The 15,787-nt window shown below is 42.8% G+C and carries 26 protein-coding genes; all 26 read left to right on the forward strand.

What is annotated here, in order from left to right; genetic code table 11:
- Positions 1 to 29 precede the first annotated feature (29 nt).
- The 26 genes from tkt to secY all read left to right on the forward strand — a co-directional run bounded on the left by tkt (position 30) and on the right by secY (position 15,708).
- Positions 30 to 2,012 (forward strand): transketolase, encoded by a 1,983-nt coding sequence (gene tkt / locus CLNEO_RS11335; RefSeq protein ID WP_066088939.1) that lies wholly within the window; start codon positions 30 to 32, stop codon positions 2,010 to 2,012.
- 100 nt (positions 2,013 to 2,112) lie between these two features.
- Positions 2,113 to 2,667, forward strand: coding sequence for an RNA 2',3'-cyclic phosphodiesterase (thpR, locus tag CLNEO_RS11340; protein WP_066088943.1), 555 nt, complete (start codon positions 2,113 to 2,115; stop codon positions 2,665 to 2,667).
- A gap of 128 nt (positions 2,668 to 2,795) precedes the next feature.
- Positions 2,796 to 3,068, forward strand: a complete 273-nt coding sequence (locus CLNEO_RS11345; RefSeq protein ID WP_066089265.1) for an ACT domain-containing protein — start codon at positions 2,796 to 2,798, stop codon at positions 3,066 to 3,068.
- A gap of 16 nt (positions 3,069 to 3,084) precedes the next feature.
- Entirely contained in the window at positions 3,085 to 4,443 is a 1,359-nt protein-coding gene (locus CLNEO_RS11350; protein ID WP_066088948.1) for a PFL family protein, read from the forward strand.
- Positions 4,444 to 5,009: 566 nt separating this feature from the next.
- Positions 5,010 to 5,324, forward strand: coding sequence for a 30S ribosomal protein S10 (gene rpsJ / locus CLNEO_RS11355; protein WP_066088951.1), 315 nt, complete (start codon positions 5,010 to 5,012; stop codon positions 5,322 to 5,324).
- A gap of 173 nt (positions 5,325 to 5,497) precedes the next feature.
- Complete coding sequence (gene rplC, locus CLNEO_RS11360) at positions 5,498 to 6,127, forward strand: 50S ribosomal protein L3 (RefSeq protein WP_066088955.1); 630 nt, start codon at positions 5,498 to 5,500, stop codon at positions 6,125 to 6,127.
- A gap of 27 nt (positions 6,128 to 6,154) precedes the next feature.
- Positions 6,155 to 6,775, forward strand: coding sequence for a 50S ribosomal protein L4 (gene rplD / locus CLNEO_RS11365; RefSeq protein WP_066088957.1), 621 nt, complete (start codon positions 6,155 to 6,157; stop codon positions 6,773 to 6,775).
- Positions 6,775 to 7,074, forward strand: a complete 300-nt coding sequence (gene rplW / locus CLNEO_RS11370) for a 50S ribosomal protein L23 (protein ID WP_066088960.1) — start codon at positions 6,775 to 6,777, stop codon at positions 7,072 to 7,074. Before rplD ends, rplW begins: the two co-directional genes overlap by 1 nt.
- A gap of 80 nt (positions 7,075 to 7,154) precedes the next feature.
- On the forward strand, positions 7,155 to 7,985 hold the full coding sequence (rplB, locus tag CLNEO_RS11375; RefSeq protein ID WP_066088963.1) for a 50S ribosomal protein L2: 831 nt from the start codon (positions 7,155 to 7,157) through the stop codon (positions 7,983 to 7,985).
- A gap of 64 nt (positions 7,986 to 8,049) precedes the next feature.
- On the forward strand, positions 8,050 to 8,334 hold the full coding sequence (gene rpsS, locus CLNEO_RS11380; RefSeq protein ID WP_066088966.1) for a 30S ribosomal protein S19: 285 nt from the start codon (positions 8,050 to 8,052) through the stop codon (positions 8,332 to 8,334).
- 28 nt (positions 8,335 to 8,362) lie between these two features.
- Complete coding sequence (gene rplV / locus CLNEO_RS11385) at positions 8,363 to 8,752, forward strand: 50S ribosomal protein L22 (RefSeq protein ID WP_066088970.1); 390 nt, start codon at positions 8,363 to 8,365, stop codon at positions 8,750 to 8,752.
- A gap of 11 nt (positions 8,753 to 8,763) precedes the next feature.
- Positions 8,764 to 9,423, forward strand: coding sequence for a 30S ribosomal protein S3 (gene rpsC / locus CLNEO_RS11390; RefSeq protein ID WP_066088973.1), 660 nt, complete (start codon positions 8,764 to 8,766; stop codon positions 9,421 to 9,423).
- Between the two features lie 2 nt (positions 9,424 to 9,425).
- On the forward strand, positions 9,426 to 9,863 hold the full coding sequence (gene rplP, locus CLNEO_RS11395; protein WP_066088976.1) for a 50S ribosomal protein L16: 438 nt from the start codon (positions 9,426 to 9,428) through the stop codon (positions 9,861 to 9,863).
- On the forward strand, positions 9,860 to 10,069 hold the full coding sequence (rpmC, locus tag CLNEO_RS11400; protein WP_066088980.1) for a 50S ribosomal protein L29: 210 nt from the start codon (positions 9,860 to 9,862) through the stop codon (positions 10,067 to 10,069). Before rplP ends, rpmC begins: the two co-directional genes overlap by 4 nt.
- Before the next feature lie 30 nt (positions 10,070 to 10,099).
- Positions 10,100 to 10,357: a 30S ribosomal protein S17 gene (gene rpsQ / locus CLNEO_RS11405; RefSeq protein ID WP_022253568.1), complete on the forward strand. Its 258-nt coding sequence runs from the start codon at positions 10,100 to 10,102 to the stop codon at positions 10,355 to 10,357.
- 25 nt (positions 10,358 to 10,382) lie between these two features.
- The gene (gene rplN, locus CLNEO_RS11410; protein ID WP_066088983.1) at positions 10,383 to 10,751 is read left to right on the forward strand and encodes a 50S ribosomal protein L14; all 369 of its coding nucleotides are present in this window, start codon (positions 10,383 to 10,385) and stop codon (positions 10,749 to 10,751) included.
- Between the two features lie 13 nt (positions 10,752 to 10,764).
- The gene (gene rplX / locus CLNEO_RS11415; RefSeq protein WP_066088986.1) at positions 10,765 to 11,076 is read left to right on the forward strand and encodes a 50S ribosomal protein L24; all 312 of its coding nucleotides are present in this window, start codon (positions 10,765 to 10,767) and stop codon (positions 11,074 to 11,076) included.
- Between the two features lie 21 nt (positions 11,077 to 11,097).
- On the forward strand, positions 11,098 to 11,637 hold the full coding sequence (gene rplE, locus CLNEO_RS11420; RefSeq protein ID WP_066088989.1) for a 50S ribosomal protein L5: 540 nt from the start codon (positions 11,098 to 11,100) through the stop codon (positions 11,635 to 11,637).
- A 15-nt stretch (positions 11,638 to 11,652) separates the two neighbouring features.
- On the forward strand, positions 11,653 to 11,838 hold the full coding sequence (locus CLNEO_RS11425; protein WP_066088992.1) for a type Z 30S ribosomal protein S14: 186 nt from the start codon (positions 11,653 to 11,655) through the stop codon (positions 11,836 to 11,838).
- 20 nt (positions 11,839 to 11,858) lie between these two features.
- Positions 11,859 to 12,260, forward strand: a complete 402-nt coding sequence (rpsH, locus tag CLNEO_RS11430; RefSeq protein WP_066088995.1) for a 30S ribosomal protein S8 — start codon at positions 11,859 to 11,861, stop codon at positions 12,258 to 12,260.
- A 29-nt stretch (positions 12,261 to 12,289) separates the two neighbouring features.
- Positions 12,290 to 12,832 carry a 50S ribosomal protein L6 gene (rplF, locus tag CLNEO_RS11435; RefSeq protein ID WP_066088998.1) on the forward strand — a complete coding sequence of 181 codons (543 nt, stop codon included), beginning with the start codon at positions 12,290 to 12,292 and terminating at the stop codon, positions 12,830 to 12,832.
- Between the two features lie 68 nt (positions 12,833 to 12,900).
- Entirely contained in the window at positions 12,901 to 13,269 is a 369-nt protein-coding gene (rplR, locus tag CLNEO_RS11440; protein WP_066089001.1) for a 50S ribosomal protein L18, read from the forward strand.
- A gap of 18 nt (positions 13,270 to 13,287) precedes the next feature.
- Positions 13,288 to 13,791 (forward strand): 30S ribosomal protein S5, encoded by a 504-nt coding sequence (rpsE, locus tag CLNEO_RS11445; RefSeq protein ID WP_066089004.1) that lies wholly within the window; start codon positions 13,288 to 13,290, stop codon positions 13,789 to 13,791.
- A gap of 13 nt (positions 13,792 to 13,804) precedes the next feature.
- Positions 13,805 to 13,984, forward strand: coding sequence for a 50S ribosomal protein L30 (gene rpmD, locus CLNEO_RS11450; protein WP_066089007.1), 180 nt, complete (start codon positions 13,805 to 13,807; stop codon positions 13,982 to 13,984).
- 17 nt (positions 13,985 to 14,001) lie between these two features.
- Positions 14,002 to 14,442: a 50S ribosomal protein L15 gene (gene rplO / locus CLNEO_RS11455; protein ID WP_066089010.1), complete on the forward strand. Its 441-nt coding sequence runs from the start codon at positions 14,002 to 14,004 to the stop codon at positions 14,440 to 14,442.
- Positions 14,443 to 15,708 carry a preprotein translocase subunit SecY gene (gene secY / locus CLNEO_RS11460; protein WP_066089013.1) on the forward strand — a complete coding sequence of 422 codons (1,266 nt, stop codon included), beginning with the start codon at positions 14,443 to 14,445 and terminating at the stop codon, positions 15,706 to 15,708. It begins immediately after the preceding gene.
- Positions 15,709 to 15,787: the final 79 nt, after the last annotated feature.

The raw sequence follows: 15,787 nt of genomic DNA on the forward strand, positions 1-15,787 counted from the left end.
CTGTTACTATTGTTTTTGGAGGTAAAAACATGAACCCTATGGATCAATTAGCGATTAACACCCTGCGGTTTCTTTCCGCAGAAGCAATTCAAAAAGCAAACAGTGGACATCCCGGCTTACCTTTGGGTGCGGCACCTATGGCGTATACCCTATGGGCAAAGGGGATGAAGATGAACCCCAAAAATCCTGCATGGGACGATCGGGATCGTTTCGTTCTTTCCGCAGGACATGGCTCTGCGTTGTTATACTCCTTACTGCACTTATTCGGCTTTGGCTTGACCATTGAAGATTTGAAAAACTTCCGTCAGAGAAATTCTTTGACCCCTGGTCACCCTGAATATAAGCATACCCTTGGTGTGGAAACCACCACAGGACCTTTGGGACAGGGAATTGCAAATGCAGTGGGTATGGCTTTGGCGGAAAGCCATTTGGCGGCAAAATTTAACACTCCCGAATTTAAAGTGGTAGACCACTATACCTTTGCTCTTTGCGGCGATGGTTGCTTGCAGGAGGGCGTTGCTTCTGAGGCGGCTTCTTTAGCAGGAACAATGGGTCTTTCTAAATTGGTTTTATTGTATGACTGCAATAAAATTACCATCGAAGGCAGCACAGACGTAGCATTTACAGAAGATGTAAAAGCACGTTTTATTGCTTACGGTTGGGATGTATTTGAAGTGGTGGATGGCAATGATGCGGATACTATTTTGGCAACCATTGAAAAGGCAAAGGCTACGGACAAGCCTGCCTTGGTAAAGGTAAATACCCAGATTGGTTACGGCGCACCCAATAAGCAGGGCAAGGCTTCTGCCCATGGCGAACCCCTTGGTGCAGATGAAATTGGTTTAGCAAAGGGAAATTTAAGCTGGACATATGCCGAGGAATTCTTCGTTCCTGAAGAAGTAAAGGCGCATATGGCTGAAATCATCGCTAACGGAGAAAAAGCAGAAGCAGCTTGGAACGAAATGTTCAAAGCTTATGGGGAAAAGAATCCGGAGCTGGCAAAGGAATATGCCGCTTGGCATACTGACGAATTGGCAGTTGATTTGTTAAATGATGAGGACTTCTGGAAAAACGAAGGGGATATCGCAACCCGTGCGGCCTCCGAAAAGGTATTGCAAAAAGTTGCCAAGGCTGTGCCCAACCTGTTCGGCGGTTCTGCCGATTTGGCACCCTCCAATAAGTCCGTTATGAAAGATAGAGAATATTACAGCAAGGAAAACCCTACGGGCTCCAATGTACACTTTGGCATTCGTGAGTTTGCAATGACTGCTATGGCAAACGGCATAGCGGTACATGGCGGTTTGCGTCCTTATGTGGCAGGTTTCTTTGTATTTGCGGATTATATGAAGGCTGGGCTTCGTATGGAATCTTTGATGGGCTTGCCTGTAATCAGTATTATGACCCACGACAGTATTGGTGTTGGTGAAGATGGCCCTACCCATCAGCCCATTGAGCATTTGGCAATGTTACGCAGTATGCCTAACTATATTGCCTTCCGTCCTTGCGATACAAGGGAGACCGCGGCTGGCTGGTATACCGCATTGACAAAAACAAACACACCTACGGCTTTGATTCTTTCTAGACAGAACTTACCCGCTTTGGAAGGCACGGGCAAAGATGCATTAAAGGGTGCTTATATTTTGAAGGACTGTGTTGGAACCCCTGATGTTTTATTGATGGCAAGTGGTTCCGAGGTAGAGCTGATTTACAAGGCTTATGATGTTCTGGCAGAAAAAGGTGTAAAAGCAAGAGTCATTAGTATGCCTAGCTGGGATTTGTTCGAGGAGCAGAGTGCAGAATACAAAGAAAGCGTTATGCCCAAGGCAGTCAGAACGAGAGTTGCTGTGGAAGCGGCGGCCGATTTTGGCTGGCACAAGTATGTTGGCTTAGACGGTGCTGTCATTGCCATGGAGGGCTTTGGTGCATCTGCGCCGGCAGGCCTGCTCTTTAAGGACTTTGGCTTTACCGTTGAAAACGTTGTGGAGAAGGCTTTCACATTGGTAAATAAATAATTTAAAACGAAAAGTAACGAGAAGCTCTCGGGGGGATGGCTGGGGATCATATGGTTTTCTCCATTCCCAAAGGGCTTTTTTATTAGGAAGGAGGGGCGATATGCGTACGTTTATCGCTATTGAGCTATCCCCTGAGGCAAGGGAGTATCTTTCTGAGATTCAGACGGAAACCCAAAAGTATTGCCGCCGAGGGAATTATACGCCCCAAGATAATTTTCATATTACCCTACATTTTTTGGGGGAGATTGAGCCGTCAGATGTTGAGTATGTGAAAGATGCCATGTTTGAAGCAGCCCAGAGACATCGGGTTTTTGATTTAAAATTAGGTCAAATCGGTTTCTTTGGAAGAGGAGAACGAGGCATTCTATGGGCGGGGCTGGACAAAAGCGATTCCCTGCAAAGATTATTTTCGGTGCTTGAAAAAAGCCTGGAACGGCAAGGCTTTGCCCGGGAAAAAAAGGGTCTTAGCCCCCATATTACTTTGGGACGTGAAGTTGAGCCGCAAAGAAGCTTTTCTGACGTACAAAAGGCAGTTGTCATGGAAGGCAAAAGCTTTAAGGTGGAAAAAATCACTTTGATGGAAAGTGTGCGGAGGGGACCGAGGCTAATTTATAAGCCCATTTATCAGCAGTTATTAAAAGGATATCAAGCATAAGCAAACTGTGCCACAGCTTTGCATTTATGTTGAATATAAAAAATATTTATTATGTAACGAAAGATAAGGCAGGTGAAAGGTGCTTTTTGTTTTTCGGATTATCAAGGAGGAAAAAGAAAATGCAGGAAATGGAAAAAGCAGTGATTACCGTATTGGGACAGGATTGTGTAGGAATTACCGCTAAGGTTTGTACGGTTTTGGCGGAAAGCAACATTAATATATTAGATATTTCCCAAACAATTGTTGGGGGCTACTTTAATATGGTGATGGTTGTGGATATTACAAGCATGAATTTTGGTTATGATGTAATTTCTGAAAAGCTTGATGCCCTGGGTAACGATATGGGGCTTAAAATCAAGATTCAGCACACGAAAATCTTTGATGCAATGCATCGCATTTAATCAGGAGGGCTGAATAATGATTAACAGAAATGAAATTTTAGAAACCAACCGCATGATTGATGATATGAACCTAGACGTTCGAACCATTACAATGGGGATTAGCCTTTTGGACTGTGCTGATGCGGATGTTGATAAATTTAACGAGAAAATTTATAACAAAATTACCACCTATGCCAAGGATTTGGTAAAGGTGGGCGATGAATTGGCAAAAAAATACGGCGTTCCCGTTGTAAATAAAAGAATTTCCATCACACCCATTGCAATTGCGGCGGCTGGGTGCAAAACGGATTCCTATGTGAGCATTGCCCAAACCTTGGATCGGGCGGCAAAAGAGGTCGGCGTGAATTTTATCGGCGGTTTTTCTGCCTTGGTGCACAAAGGCTATACGCAAAGCGACAGGAAGTTGATTGCATCTATTCCTGAAGCAATGGCTGTCACAGACAGAGTTTGTTCCTCCGTGAATATTGGAACCTCCAGAAACGGTATCAATATGGATGCCGTAAAGGAGATGGGCGAGGTTATTTTAAAGACTGCGGAAATGACAAAGGATGCGGAATGCATCGGCTGTGCAAAGCTGGTTGTGTTCTGCAACGCAGTGGAGGACAACCCCTTCATGGCAGGGGCATTCCATGGCGTCGGTGAGGCGGATTGCGCCATTAATGTTGGTGTAAGTGGCCCCGGCGTTGTGAAAAAGGCATTGGAGGAAGTGCGTGGTGCCGATTTTGAAACCCTTTGCGAAATGGTGAAACGTACTGCTTTTAAAATTACTCGTGTTGGACAGATGATTGCAAGAGAGGCTTCTGAAATTTTAAATGTACCTTTTGGTATTATTGACCTTTCCTTGGCACCAACTCCTGCTGTTGGTGATAGTATTGCTGAAATTTTCCAGGAAATGGGTTTGGCAGAACCAGGTGCTCCTGGAACAACTGCGGCTTTGGCTTTATTAAACGATAACGTAAAAAAAGGCGGCGTTATGGCATCCTCCTATGTTGGCGGGTTGAGCGGTGCGTTTATCCCTGTCAGCGAAGATCACGGCATGATTGAAGCGGCGGAAAAGGGTGCGCTGACCTTGGAGAAACTGGAAGCAATGACCTGTGTTTGCTCCGTTGGATTGGATATGATTGCCATTCCCGGAGATACCCCTGCGTCAACGATTTCCGGCATCATTGCCGATGAAGCGGCGATTGGTATGGTAAATAACAAAACAACGGCAGTTCGTCTGATTCCTGTTATCGGCAGAAAAGAGGGCGGTCATGTTGAATTTGGCGGCTTGTTGGGACATGCACCCATTATGCATGTAAATCGTTATAGTTGTGAGGACTTTATTGCCCGTGGCGGACGTATTCCAGCACCGATTCACAGCTTTAAAAATTAAATCTAAAACCGAGCGAGTCTTTCTGAAAGGCTCGCTTTTGAGGTTTTATTGTTTTATGGGTTTTATCCGTAAAAACGAGTAAAAAGTTGAATATTTGACATGAAGGGCAAGAAAAATTTTTGTTTGTTTTGCAATTGATTAAAGTAGTTTTCTTATTTTTTCATGCAGAGGTATTGTATATATACAAAAATGTTGTGCAATTTGTTCAAAAAAACAAGGTTTCATCACGCAAAATTTTATGAAAAATCAAAGAAATTTCTCGAAAAAATACGTAGAAAAGCTTGCAATTCCAAGTGTTTTCGTGTATACTAGATTCTGTTGTGACATAGAGTGTTGATGCAGAAGGTTGCCAAAAGCCTGAAAAAACAAGGTTTGCGGGTGTTTCTGCGGAGCGATGTCCAGTTCAAGAAACCGGGCGACAAGGTCACTGTGCTGAATATTAGGGATAGATTGCTCTTTTATAGGGCGATTAATCGTGTCCGCCGTTGCAGGATACACCCGGATAAGTGTGCAGTCACCACTTGTCGTGCTGAAATCAAAAGTACGAAAAGGAGGGGACTTTTTTTATGGCAAACCCAAAAATCAGAATCAGTCTCAAAGCTTACGATCACAAGTTGATCGACCAGTCTGCAGCGCAGATCATCGAAACAGCAAAGAAAACAGGAGCGCAGATCAGTGGCCCGATACCTCTTCCCACAAAGAGAGAAGTTGTGACCATCATTAGAGCGGTACACAAGTACAAAGACTCCAGAGAGCAGTTTGAGATGAGAACGCACAAGAGATTGATTGATATTCTCAGCCCTACAGCAAAGACAGCAGATGCTTTAAGCCGTCTGGATTTGCCTGCTGGCGTAGATATCACATTAAAAGTAATGAAATAATTTTTGAAGTGTGATCGGATTGCAACGAACCGAACGTATTTCTGAGAAAGAAAATATCCAAAACTGGTTTATATAAGAAGAAAACGCTAAAAATCGGCAACAGCTCTTATATGAATCTAGAATGATTACCCCGAAGGGGGCAATCCGCTGTAGAAAATTAGGAGGTGCACGGAATGAAAAAGGCTATTATAGCTAAGAAGATCGGTATGACACAGGTTTTCACTGAAAACGGCGCGTTGATACCGGTAACAGTTCTTGAAGCGGGCCCTTGCGTTGTTGTTCAGAAAAAAACAGCTGAAAACGACGGCTATGAAGCAATTCAGGTTGGTTTCGTGGATGCAAAAGCAAAACACGTTACAAAGCCTTTGCAGGGTCATTTTGACAAAGCTGGTTTAACAGCAAAGAAGTATGTAAAGGAATTCAAGTTGGAAGATGCAAGCGCATATGAAATTGGCGCTGAAATCAAAGCTGATGTATTCGTTGCAGGCGACAAGGTAGATGCAAGCGGCGTTTCCAAAGGTAAAGGCTTCCAGAGTACAATTAAGAGATATAACGCAAGCAGGGGCCCCATGGCTCATGGTTCCAAATCTCACAGAGTTACTGGTTCCATGGGTTCTTCCGCAACACCTAGCCGTGTTAAGAAGAACAAGAGAATGCCTGGTCACATGGGCAGCGAAAATGTAACAATTCAGAACCTTGAAATCGTTCGTGCTGATGCAGAAAAGAATTTAATTTTGATCAAGGGCGCAGTTCCTGGTGCAAAAGGTTCTATTCTGGTTATCAAAGACAGCGTAAAGGCTTGATAAACTTTACGAAAGGAGGAAACTAACATGGCAAATGTTGCAGTATTAAACATGAAGGGCGATCAGGTAGACACAATCGAACTGAACGACGCTATTTTCGGTATAGAGGCAAATGAACATGTAATGCATCTGGCAGTTGTTCAGTATCTGGCTAACCAGAGACAGGGCACACAGAGCACAAAGACTCGCGCGGAAGTTCGCGGTGGTGGTAGAAAACCTTGGAGACAAAAAGGTACAGGTAGAGCAAGACAAGGCTCTATTCGTTCCCCTCAGTGGGTAGGCGGTGGCGTTGTATTCGCTCCCAAGCCCAGAGATTATTCCTTCAAGCTGAATAAAAAGGTGAAGAGATTGGCGCTTCAGTCCGCTCTTTCCGTAAAAGCAGCAGAAGGCAAAATTATCGTAATGGATAATTTGACTTTGGCGGAAGTTAAGACAAAGGAAATGGCTAATGTACTTGAAAACATCAAATGCGGCAAGGCTTTGATCGTTATGGACGGTACAAATAACAATGTAATGCTTTCCGCAAGAAACATTCCTGAAGTAAAAACAGCTTCCGTTAATACAATTAACGTATATGATCTTTTGAAGTACAACACTTTGGTTGTAACAAAGGATGCGGTAGCGAAGATCGAGGAGGTGTACGCATAATGGCTGATTTGAAATATTATGACGTAATCTTGAAGCCCGTTATCACAGAAAACAGTATGTCTGTTTTGGATGAAAAGAAATATACTTTCATTGTACATCCTACAGCTACAAAGGCTCAGGTGAAGGACGCGGTTGAAAAGATGTTCGCTGGTACAAAGGTTGCTGCAGTAAACACAATGAATTACGATGGCAAGCCTAAAAGAAGAGGTGTGCACGTTGGTTCGACACCTAAGTACAAAAAAGCAGTTGTTAAATTGACAGCTGACAGCAAGGATATCGAAATCTTCCAGGGAATGTAATTTCTGGCGAGATGAAACGAAAAGCAAAACACACGGCAACGTGTAGATAGATAGAAAGAAACTCGAAAGGAGTGCAGAAGATGGCAATTAAAAGATATAAACCATATACACCATCTAGAAGACACATGACAGTGTCCGCTTTTGATGAAATTACAAAATCAACTCCTGAAAAATCTTTGGTAGTACACCTTAAGAAAAATTCAGGTAGAAATAATCAGGGTAAATTGACAGTACGTCATCACGGCGGTGGCTCCAAAATCAAATACAGATTGATAGATTTCAAGCGTAATAAAGACGGTGTTCCTGCAACAGTTCAGGCAATCGAATACGATCCTAACAGAACAGCGAACATTGCACTTATTGTTTACGCTGACGGTCAGAAATCTTATATTTTGGCTCCCGTAGGCTTACAGGTTGGCGACAAGGTAATGAATGGTCCTGATGCGGAAGTAAAGTTGGGCAACACATTGCCTATGAACAAAATTCCCGTTGGTGCCAGCATCCACAATATTGAAATGAAACCCGGCAAAGGTGGCCAGTTGGTTCGTTCCGCTGGTAATGTTGCACAGTTGATGGCAAAAGAAGGCAAGTATGCAACAGTAAAGCTTCCTTCCGGTGAAATGAGATTGCTGCCTATTGAATGTAGAGCAACAATGGGCCAGGTTGGCAATATTGATCATGAATTGATTCATATTGGTAAAGCCGGCAGAAAACGCCACATGGGCATTAGACCTACTGTAAGAGGTTCCGTAATGAACCCTAACGATCACCCTCACGGTGGTGGTGAAGGTAGAGCACCCATCGGTCGTCCATCTCCTATGACACCTTGGGGCAAGCCTGCTATGGGTTATAAAACAAGAAAGAAACATAAAGCTTCCAATAAGTATATTGTTCGCCGCAGAAACGGCTAATAGATCGGAATGTGTGAAGGTGGCGGCCTAAAACACAAAAACACGAAACAAGGAGGATTAAAACATGAGCAGATCACTCAAAAAGGGCCCTTTCGCTGATGATCATCTGTTAAAGAAGATTGATGCTATGAATGCAGCAGGCGAAAAGAATGTAATCAAAACATGGTCTCGTCGTTCTACAATTTATCCCGATATGATCGGTCATACAATCGCAGTTTACGACGGCAGAAAACATGTACCCGTATATATTACCGAAGATATGGTAGGCCACAAACTTGGTGAATTTGCATTGACAAGAAGCTACAGAGGTCATGGCAAAGACGCTGAAAAGAAATCAAGAGTTCGCTAATATCTGATAACGAAAGGAGGTTTCGTTCATGGCAAAAGGTCATAGAAGCCAAATTAAAAAAGAAAGAAACATTGCAACACAAGAAAAAAGACCCCATGCATCTGCAAAGTATGTTGGCATCCCTGCCACAAAAGCGAAGATCGTTTTGGATCAGATCAAAGGTAAGGATGTTGTTACAGCAGCGGCATTGTTAAATTATTCCCCAAGATACGCTTCCGAAATCATTGTAAAGGTTTTAAAATCCGCAATGGCGAATGCAGAAAATAACTTGGGTATGGACGTAAACAAATTGTATGTGGAAGAGGTATGTGCTGATCAGGGCCCCACAATGAAAAGAATCCGCCCTAGAGCGCAAGGCAGAGCGTATCGGATCCTGAAAAGATCCTGCCATATTTCCATCATTCTCAATGAGAGATAAGGAGGTACGAAATGGGACAGAAAGTAAATCCTCATGGATTAAGAGTCGGTATCATTAAAGATTGGGATACAAAATGGTATGCCGAGAAAGAATTCGCTGACTACCTGGTAGAGGACGTTAAAATCAGAAAGTTTATCAAAGCTAAATTATATACTTCCGGTATTTCTAAGATTGCCATCGAAAGAACAGCCGGCAGAGTAAAGGTTACAGTAAACACAGCGAAACCCGGTATTGTTATCGGTAAGAATGGTCAGGCAATTGAAGAATTGAAAAATGAAATTCAAAAACTGACAACACAAAAGGTTGCTGTAAATATTGAAGAAATCAAAAAGCCTGAGCTGGATGCACAGCTTGTAGCTGAAAATATCGCGTTGCAGCTGGAAAATCGTGTGACATTCCGTCGTGCGATGAAGCAGTCCATGGGCAGAACGATGAAGTTTGGTGCAAAAGGTATTAAAACATCCGTTAGCGGTCGTTTGGGCGGCGCTGATATGGCTCGTACAGAAAGCTATCACGATGGTACCATCCCCCTTCAGACACTGCGCGCAGACATTGACTACGGCTTTGCAGAAGCTGATACAACCTATGGTAAGCTGGGTGTAAAGGTTTGGATCTACAAAGGTGAGGTACTTCCTGTAAAAGCAGCAAAAAAGGAAGGAGGCGCTAAGTAATTATGTTAATGCCTAAAAGAGTGAAATATCGTAAGCAGCAAAGAGGCTCCATGAAGGGCAGAGCACACAGAGGCAATAAGGTGACTTATGGTGAATTTGGTATTATGGCTATGGAGCCAAGCTGGATCACAGCAAACCAGATTGAAGCAGCTCGTATTGCCATGACAAGATATATCAAACGTGGTGGTGACGTTTGGATTAAAGTGTTCCCCGATAAACCCGTATCCGCAAAGCCTATTGGCACTCGTATGGGTTCCGGTAAAGGTGCGACAGAATACTGGGTTGCAGTAGTTAAACCGGGCAGAGTAATGTTTGAAATTGGCGGCGTTGCAGAGGAAACAGCAAGAGAAGCGTTGAGACTGGCGATTCACAAGCTTCCTATCAAATGTAAAATTGTTTCCAAGGCAGAGGCGGCAGAAATGGCAGGTGATCAGCAGTGAAAACAAAAGGTTATGTTAATGAGTTGATGGGTAGGACTGCAGATGAATTACAAAGAGACCTTGTTTCTGCTAAAAAAGAATTATTCAACCTGAGATTCCAAAACGCAACGAACCAGTTGGATAATACGGCAAGAATCAAGGAAGTTCGTAAGAACATTGCAAGAATCCAGACAGTGATTACACAGATGGCTAGGAAAGCAGAATAATAATCAGGTCTATGAAAGGAGGCACTCTTTGTGGAAGAAAGAAATCTTCGTAAAACCAGAATTGGTAGAGTAGTCAGTGACAAGATGGACAAGACGATCGTTGTTGCTGTGGAAGATAAAGTAAAACACCCTTTGTATGGGAAAATCGTAAATAGAACTTACAAGCTCAAGGCGCATGATGAAAACAATGAATGTGGCATCGGCGACCGCGTAAAGGTTATGGAAACCAGACCTTTGTCTAAGGATAAAAGATGGAGACTTGTAAGCATCATCGAAAAAGCAAAATAATCCTTTTTGGAGAGGAGGCATTCATATGGTTCAACAGGAAACCAGATTAAAAGTAGCAGATAATTCCGGAGCAAAAGAACTCCTTTGCATTAGAGTATTGGGCGGCTCTACAAGAAGATATGCAGGCGTTGGCGACATTATTGTTGCTGCTGTTAAAGATGCAACACCCGGTGGCGTTGTAAAAAAGGGCGATGTTGTGAAGGCTGTTGTTGTTAGAACAGTTCACTCCATAGGCAGAGCCGACGGCAGCTATATTAAATTTGACGAGAATGCAGCAGTTATTATTAAAGAAGACAAAAACCCCAGAGGTACTCGTATTTTTGGACCCGTTGCCAGAGAGCTGAGAGAGAAACAATTCATGAAGATTCTTTCTCTGGCACCTGAAGTATTATAAGGAGGTGTGCTAGGTGGCGAACTTGAAATTGAAAAGCGGCGATAAAGTCGTTGTGACTACAGGTAAGGATAAAGGTAAGCAGGGCAATATTCTTAAGGTTGACATAAAGAATAATAAAGTCCTTGTGGAAGGCGTTAACATGGTTTCTAAGCATACAAAGCCCAATGCAAAAAATCAGCAGGGCGGTATTATTAAAAGAGAAGGTTATATTGACGCTTCCAACGTTATGTATCTGCACAATGGCAAGGCAACACGCCTTGGTGCGATGATCAAAGACGGCAAAAAAGTAAGAATTGCAAAAAAGACAGGCGAAGTTATCGACTGATCCTTGGAAAGGAGGTAAACAATGAGCAGATTAAGAGATTTTTATGAAGCAGAAGTTATTCCCGAAATGATGAAGAAATTTTCATATAAAAATAAAATGGCTGTGCCCAAGCTGGAGAAAATCATCCTGAATATGGGCGTTGGCGAGGCAAAAGAAAATGCAAAGGTTTTGGATGGCGCAGTAAAGGATATGACCATTATTTCTGGTCAGAAGCCTATTGTAACAAAGGCGAAAAAGTCTATCGCAGCATTTAAGCTTCGTGAAGGTGTAAGCATTGGTTGTAAGACTACACTGAGAGGTAGCAGAATGTATGAGTTTGCTGACAGATTGATCAACATTGCGCTTCCTCGTGTTCGTGACTTCCGTGGTGTGAAGGCAAACAGCTTTGATGGCAGAGGTAACTATACAATGGGTATCAAAGAACAGCTGATTTTCCCCGAAATCGAATATGATAAGGTTGATAAAATCAGAGGTTTAGACATCGTATTTGTTACAACAGCAAAGACTGATGAAGAAGCAAGAGAATTGCTTAAATTATTCGGCATGCCATTCGCAAAATAAAAGGGAGGGACAGAAATGGCTAAAAGATCTATGATCGTAAAGCAACAGAGAACACCAAAGTTCTCCACGAGAGCTTATACACGCTGCAGAATATGCGGTAGACCACACTCTGTGCTTAAAAAATATGGAATTTGCCGTATTTGCTTCCGTGAATTGGCATACAAAGGTCAGATTCCCGGCGTAAAGAAAGCAAGCTGGTAAACAGAAAGGAGGAATTCATAATGTCAATGAGCGACCCTATCGCAGATATGCTGACAAGAATCAGAAACGGTAACACAGCAAAACACGATACAGTAGATGTTCCTTCTTCTAAGATGAAGAAAGCAATTGCGGACATTTTAACAACAGAAGGTTATGTAAAAGGCTATGAAGTGATTGAAGATGGTGTAAAATCTACAATTCGCGTTAGCTTGAAATATGGCGCAGACAAAAACCAAAAGGTTATTACAGGTTTGAAGAGAATTTCCAAGCCTGGCCTCAGAGTTTTTGCAGGTAAGGAAGAACTGCCTAAGGTTTTGGGTGGATTGGGTGTTGCAATCATTTCCACAAGCCAGGGCTTGATGACAGATAAAGATGCGAGAAAAGCTGGCGTAGGCGGCGAAGTAATCGCTTTTATCTGGTAATGAATTAGATAAAATAGGAGGTGCAGACCATGTCAAGAATTGGTAAACTCCCTGTTGCAGTACCTGCCGGTGTTGATGTAAAAATTGGCGAAGGCAATCTGTTTACAGTGAAGGGGCCTATGGGTACTCTGGAAAGAAAATTATCCCCTGACATGCATATCGCAATGGAGGAAGGTCAGATCGTGGTAACAAGACCCAGCGATCTGAAAAAGCATAAAGCATTACACGGTTTGACAAGAACTTTGATCTTCAATATGGTTACTGGTGTAACACAGGGCTATGCAAAAGTTTTGGAAATCAACGGTGTTGGTTACAGAGCAGCAAAGTCCGGCAAGAAGTTAACACTTACTTTAGGTTATTCTCATCCTGTTGAGATGGAAGATCCTGCAGGTATTGAAACAATCGTTGAAGGTACAAACAAAATTACCGTTAAGGGTATTGATAAAGAAAAAGTTGGACAGTTTGCAGCTGAAATCAGAACAAAGCGTCCCCCTGAACCTTACAAAGGCAAAGGTATTAAATACGCTGACGAGAAGATTAGACGTAAAGTTGGTAAGACCGGTAAGAAATAATCAACGCCGGACGGCTTGAGCTATTTATATCGGAAAATGACTAATTTTGAGAAACGGAGTGAAATACTATGATTAGAAAGCCATCTCGTGCAGCGGCTCGTGTGAAAAGACACTACAGAATCCGCAACCATGTGAATGGAACTGCACAAAGACCTAGATTGGCCGTGTTCAGATCCAATAAGCATATGTACGCACAAATTATTGATGACGTTACACAGCACACATTGGTTGCGGCTTCCACCATGGAAGCTGAAGTAGCAAGCAAAGTTGAATTTACTTCTACTGTTGCTGCAGCAGCTGTTGTTGGTGAAGTGCTTGCAAAAAGAGCAGTTGACAAAGGCATTACCGAAGTTGTTTTCGACAGAGGCGGTTTCGTTTACCAAGGTAAAGTGAAAGCTTTGGCGGATGCGGCAAGAGAAGCCGGATTACAATTCTAAGGCAAGGAGGAAAGTAAGTTGAAGAGAATCGATCCAAGCACTTTAGATCTGAAAGATAAAGTAGTTACTATCAACCGTGTAACAAAGGTTGTTAAAGGTGGTCGTACATTCAGATTTGCAGCTTTGGTTGTAGTTGGCGATGGCAATGGTCACGTTGGCTGCGGTATGGGCAAAGCGGCTGAAATTCCTGATGCGATCCGTAAAGGCAAGGAAGATGCAATGAAAAACATCATTAATGTAGCAAGAAATGATGCTGACAGCATCTACCATGAGGTAAAAGGTGAATTTGGTAGCGCAAACGTATTATTGATGCCTGCTGCCGAAGGTACTGGTGTTATTGCCGGCGGCCCCGCGCGTGCGGTATTGGAATTGGCTGGTATTCGTAATATCAGAACAAAATCCTTGGGTTCTAACAATAAACGCAACGTTGTTAGCGCAACAATCGAAGGTCTGTCCAGAGCGACAACACCCGAAGCTGTTGCAAAGCTGCGTGGCATAACTGTAGAAGAACTCTTAGGTTAAGGAGGAATTGACAGTGGCTGAAATAAAAATCACATTAGTGAAATCTACAATCGGAGCAATTCCGAAACATAAAAAAACAGTTCAGGCCTTGGGGCTGAAAAAGACAAACAGCAGTGTCGTTCAGCAGGACAATGCGGCTATCAGAGGTATGATCCATCAGATTAGCCACCTTGTGAAAGTTGAAGAAATTTGATTTAAGGAGGTGCCAAAATGAACTTATGCGATTTGAGACCCGCAGAAGGCTCCAAAGAAAATGCTTGGAGACGTGGTAGAGGTCATGCAACAGGCAACGGCAAGACAGCAGGCAGAGGCCATAAAGGTCAGGGCCAGCGTTCCGGTTCCGGCGGTAAGTGCGGTTTTGAAGGTGGACAGATGCCTTTATACAGAAGACTTCCCAAAAGAGGCTTTACCTGCAGAAACAGCAAAGAAATCGTTGCAATCAATGTTAGTATGTTAAACGTGTTTGAAAATGACACGGTAGTTGATATCGATGCTTTAAAGGCCGTTGGTTTAATCAGCAACCCTAGAGATGGAGTTAAGATTCTCGGTGAGGGTGAGTTAGAGAAAAAGCTTACAATTAAAGTGAACCAGTTTAGTAAAACTGCACTTGATAAGATTGAAGCAGCCGGCGGAAAAGCAGAGGTGATTTAATTGTTTAGAATTTTCGTTAATTCTTGGAGAACGAAAGAGATTAGAAACAAGATTTTGTATACTCTAATGATTTTTGCAATTGTTAGATTGGGTACATTAATCGCACTGCCCGGTATCAATGCTGCCAGTGTAATTGCAGCAAGAGGAGCAACCGGCATTGGTACACTTTACAGTGTAATTGCCGGTGGTGCAAACTCGAGCTGGTCACTGTTTGCAATGGGTATTGGTCCTTATATTAATGCATCCATTATCATGCAGTTACTAACGATTGCGATTCCGAAGTTTGAACAGCTTTCCAAGGAAGGCCCGGAAGGGCGTAAGAAGCTACAATCCTACAGCAGATATTTGACCGTAATTTTGGCTTTGATCCAGGGATCTGGCCTCACATATACCTATCAGAATATGTATGTGTCAAATAGTTCGCTGGTTTATGTTGCTTCCGTAATATGTTTGGTTTGCGGATCCACATTTGTAATGTGGCTGGCTGAGCAGATTACAGCACGCGGTATTGGTAACGGTTCTTCTTTAATTATCTTTATCAATATCGTATCCAACTTGCCTCAGGGTATTGCCAGCATGTACTATACAATCTCTGGCTCAGGCGTAGTTGGTATTGCAAAGGTAGCAGCAATTTTGGTGGTATTGCTTATTGTTTTGGCGTTTATCGTTTGTGTAAATACCGGCGAAAGACGACTGCCTGTGCAGTACTCATCCAAAATGGCAGGCCATAAGCAGATGGGAGGAAGCAGCACAACAATGCCTATTAAGGTAAATGTTGCTGGTGTAATTTCAATCATCTTTGCAATTTCCCTTTTGCAGTTTCCTCAGCAAATCGGAAACTTTATTCCAAATAAAGGGGCTACATTTACAAAGATTATTGAGATTCTCAATATGACGCATCCCATTGGTGCATGTTTATATGTACTGCTTATCGTATTCTTCACATTCTTCTATACTTCGATCGTGATGAATCCGAACGAAATTGCAATGAATATGAAGAAAAATGGTGGGTTCATCCCTGGTATCAGACCGGGCCAGCCCACAAGTGCTTATATTACAAGAGTTTTAAACAGAATCACTTTAGTTGGTGCATTTTGTTATGCAATTTTGGCCATGGTGCCGGTTGCTTTGCAATGGATATTTAAAATTAATGTCGGCTTCGGTGGTACAACATTGATCATCGTTGTTGGTGTTGCTTTGGATATTGTAAAAGCATTGGAAAGCCAGCTGCTCATGCGCCACTACAAAGGCTTTTTGAGTGAATAATCTCAGCCAAATGGGAAATGCTTAGGCATTTCCCGAAGGTTGGGCGGGGGAGTTCTAAAAAGAGAAGGGCTATCTGTAG

This window comes from Anaerotignum neopropionicum (genome assembly GCF_001571775.1).
Lineage (GTDB): Bacteria > Bacillota > Clostridia > Lachnospirales > Anaerotignaceae > Chakrabartyella > Chakrabartyella neopropionicum.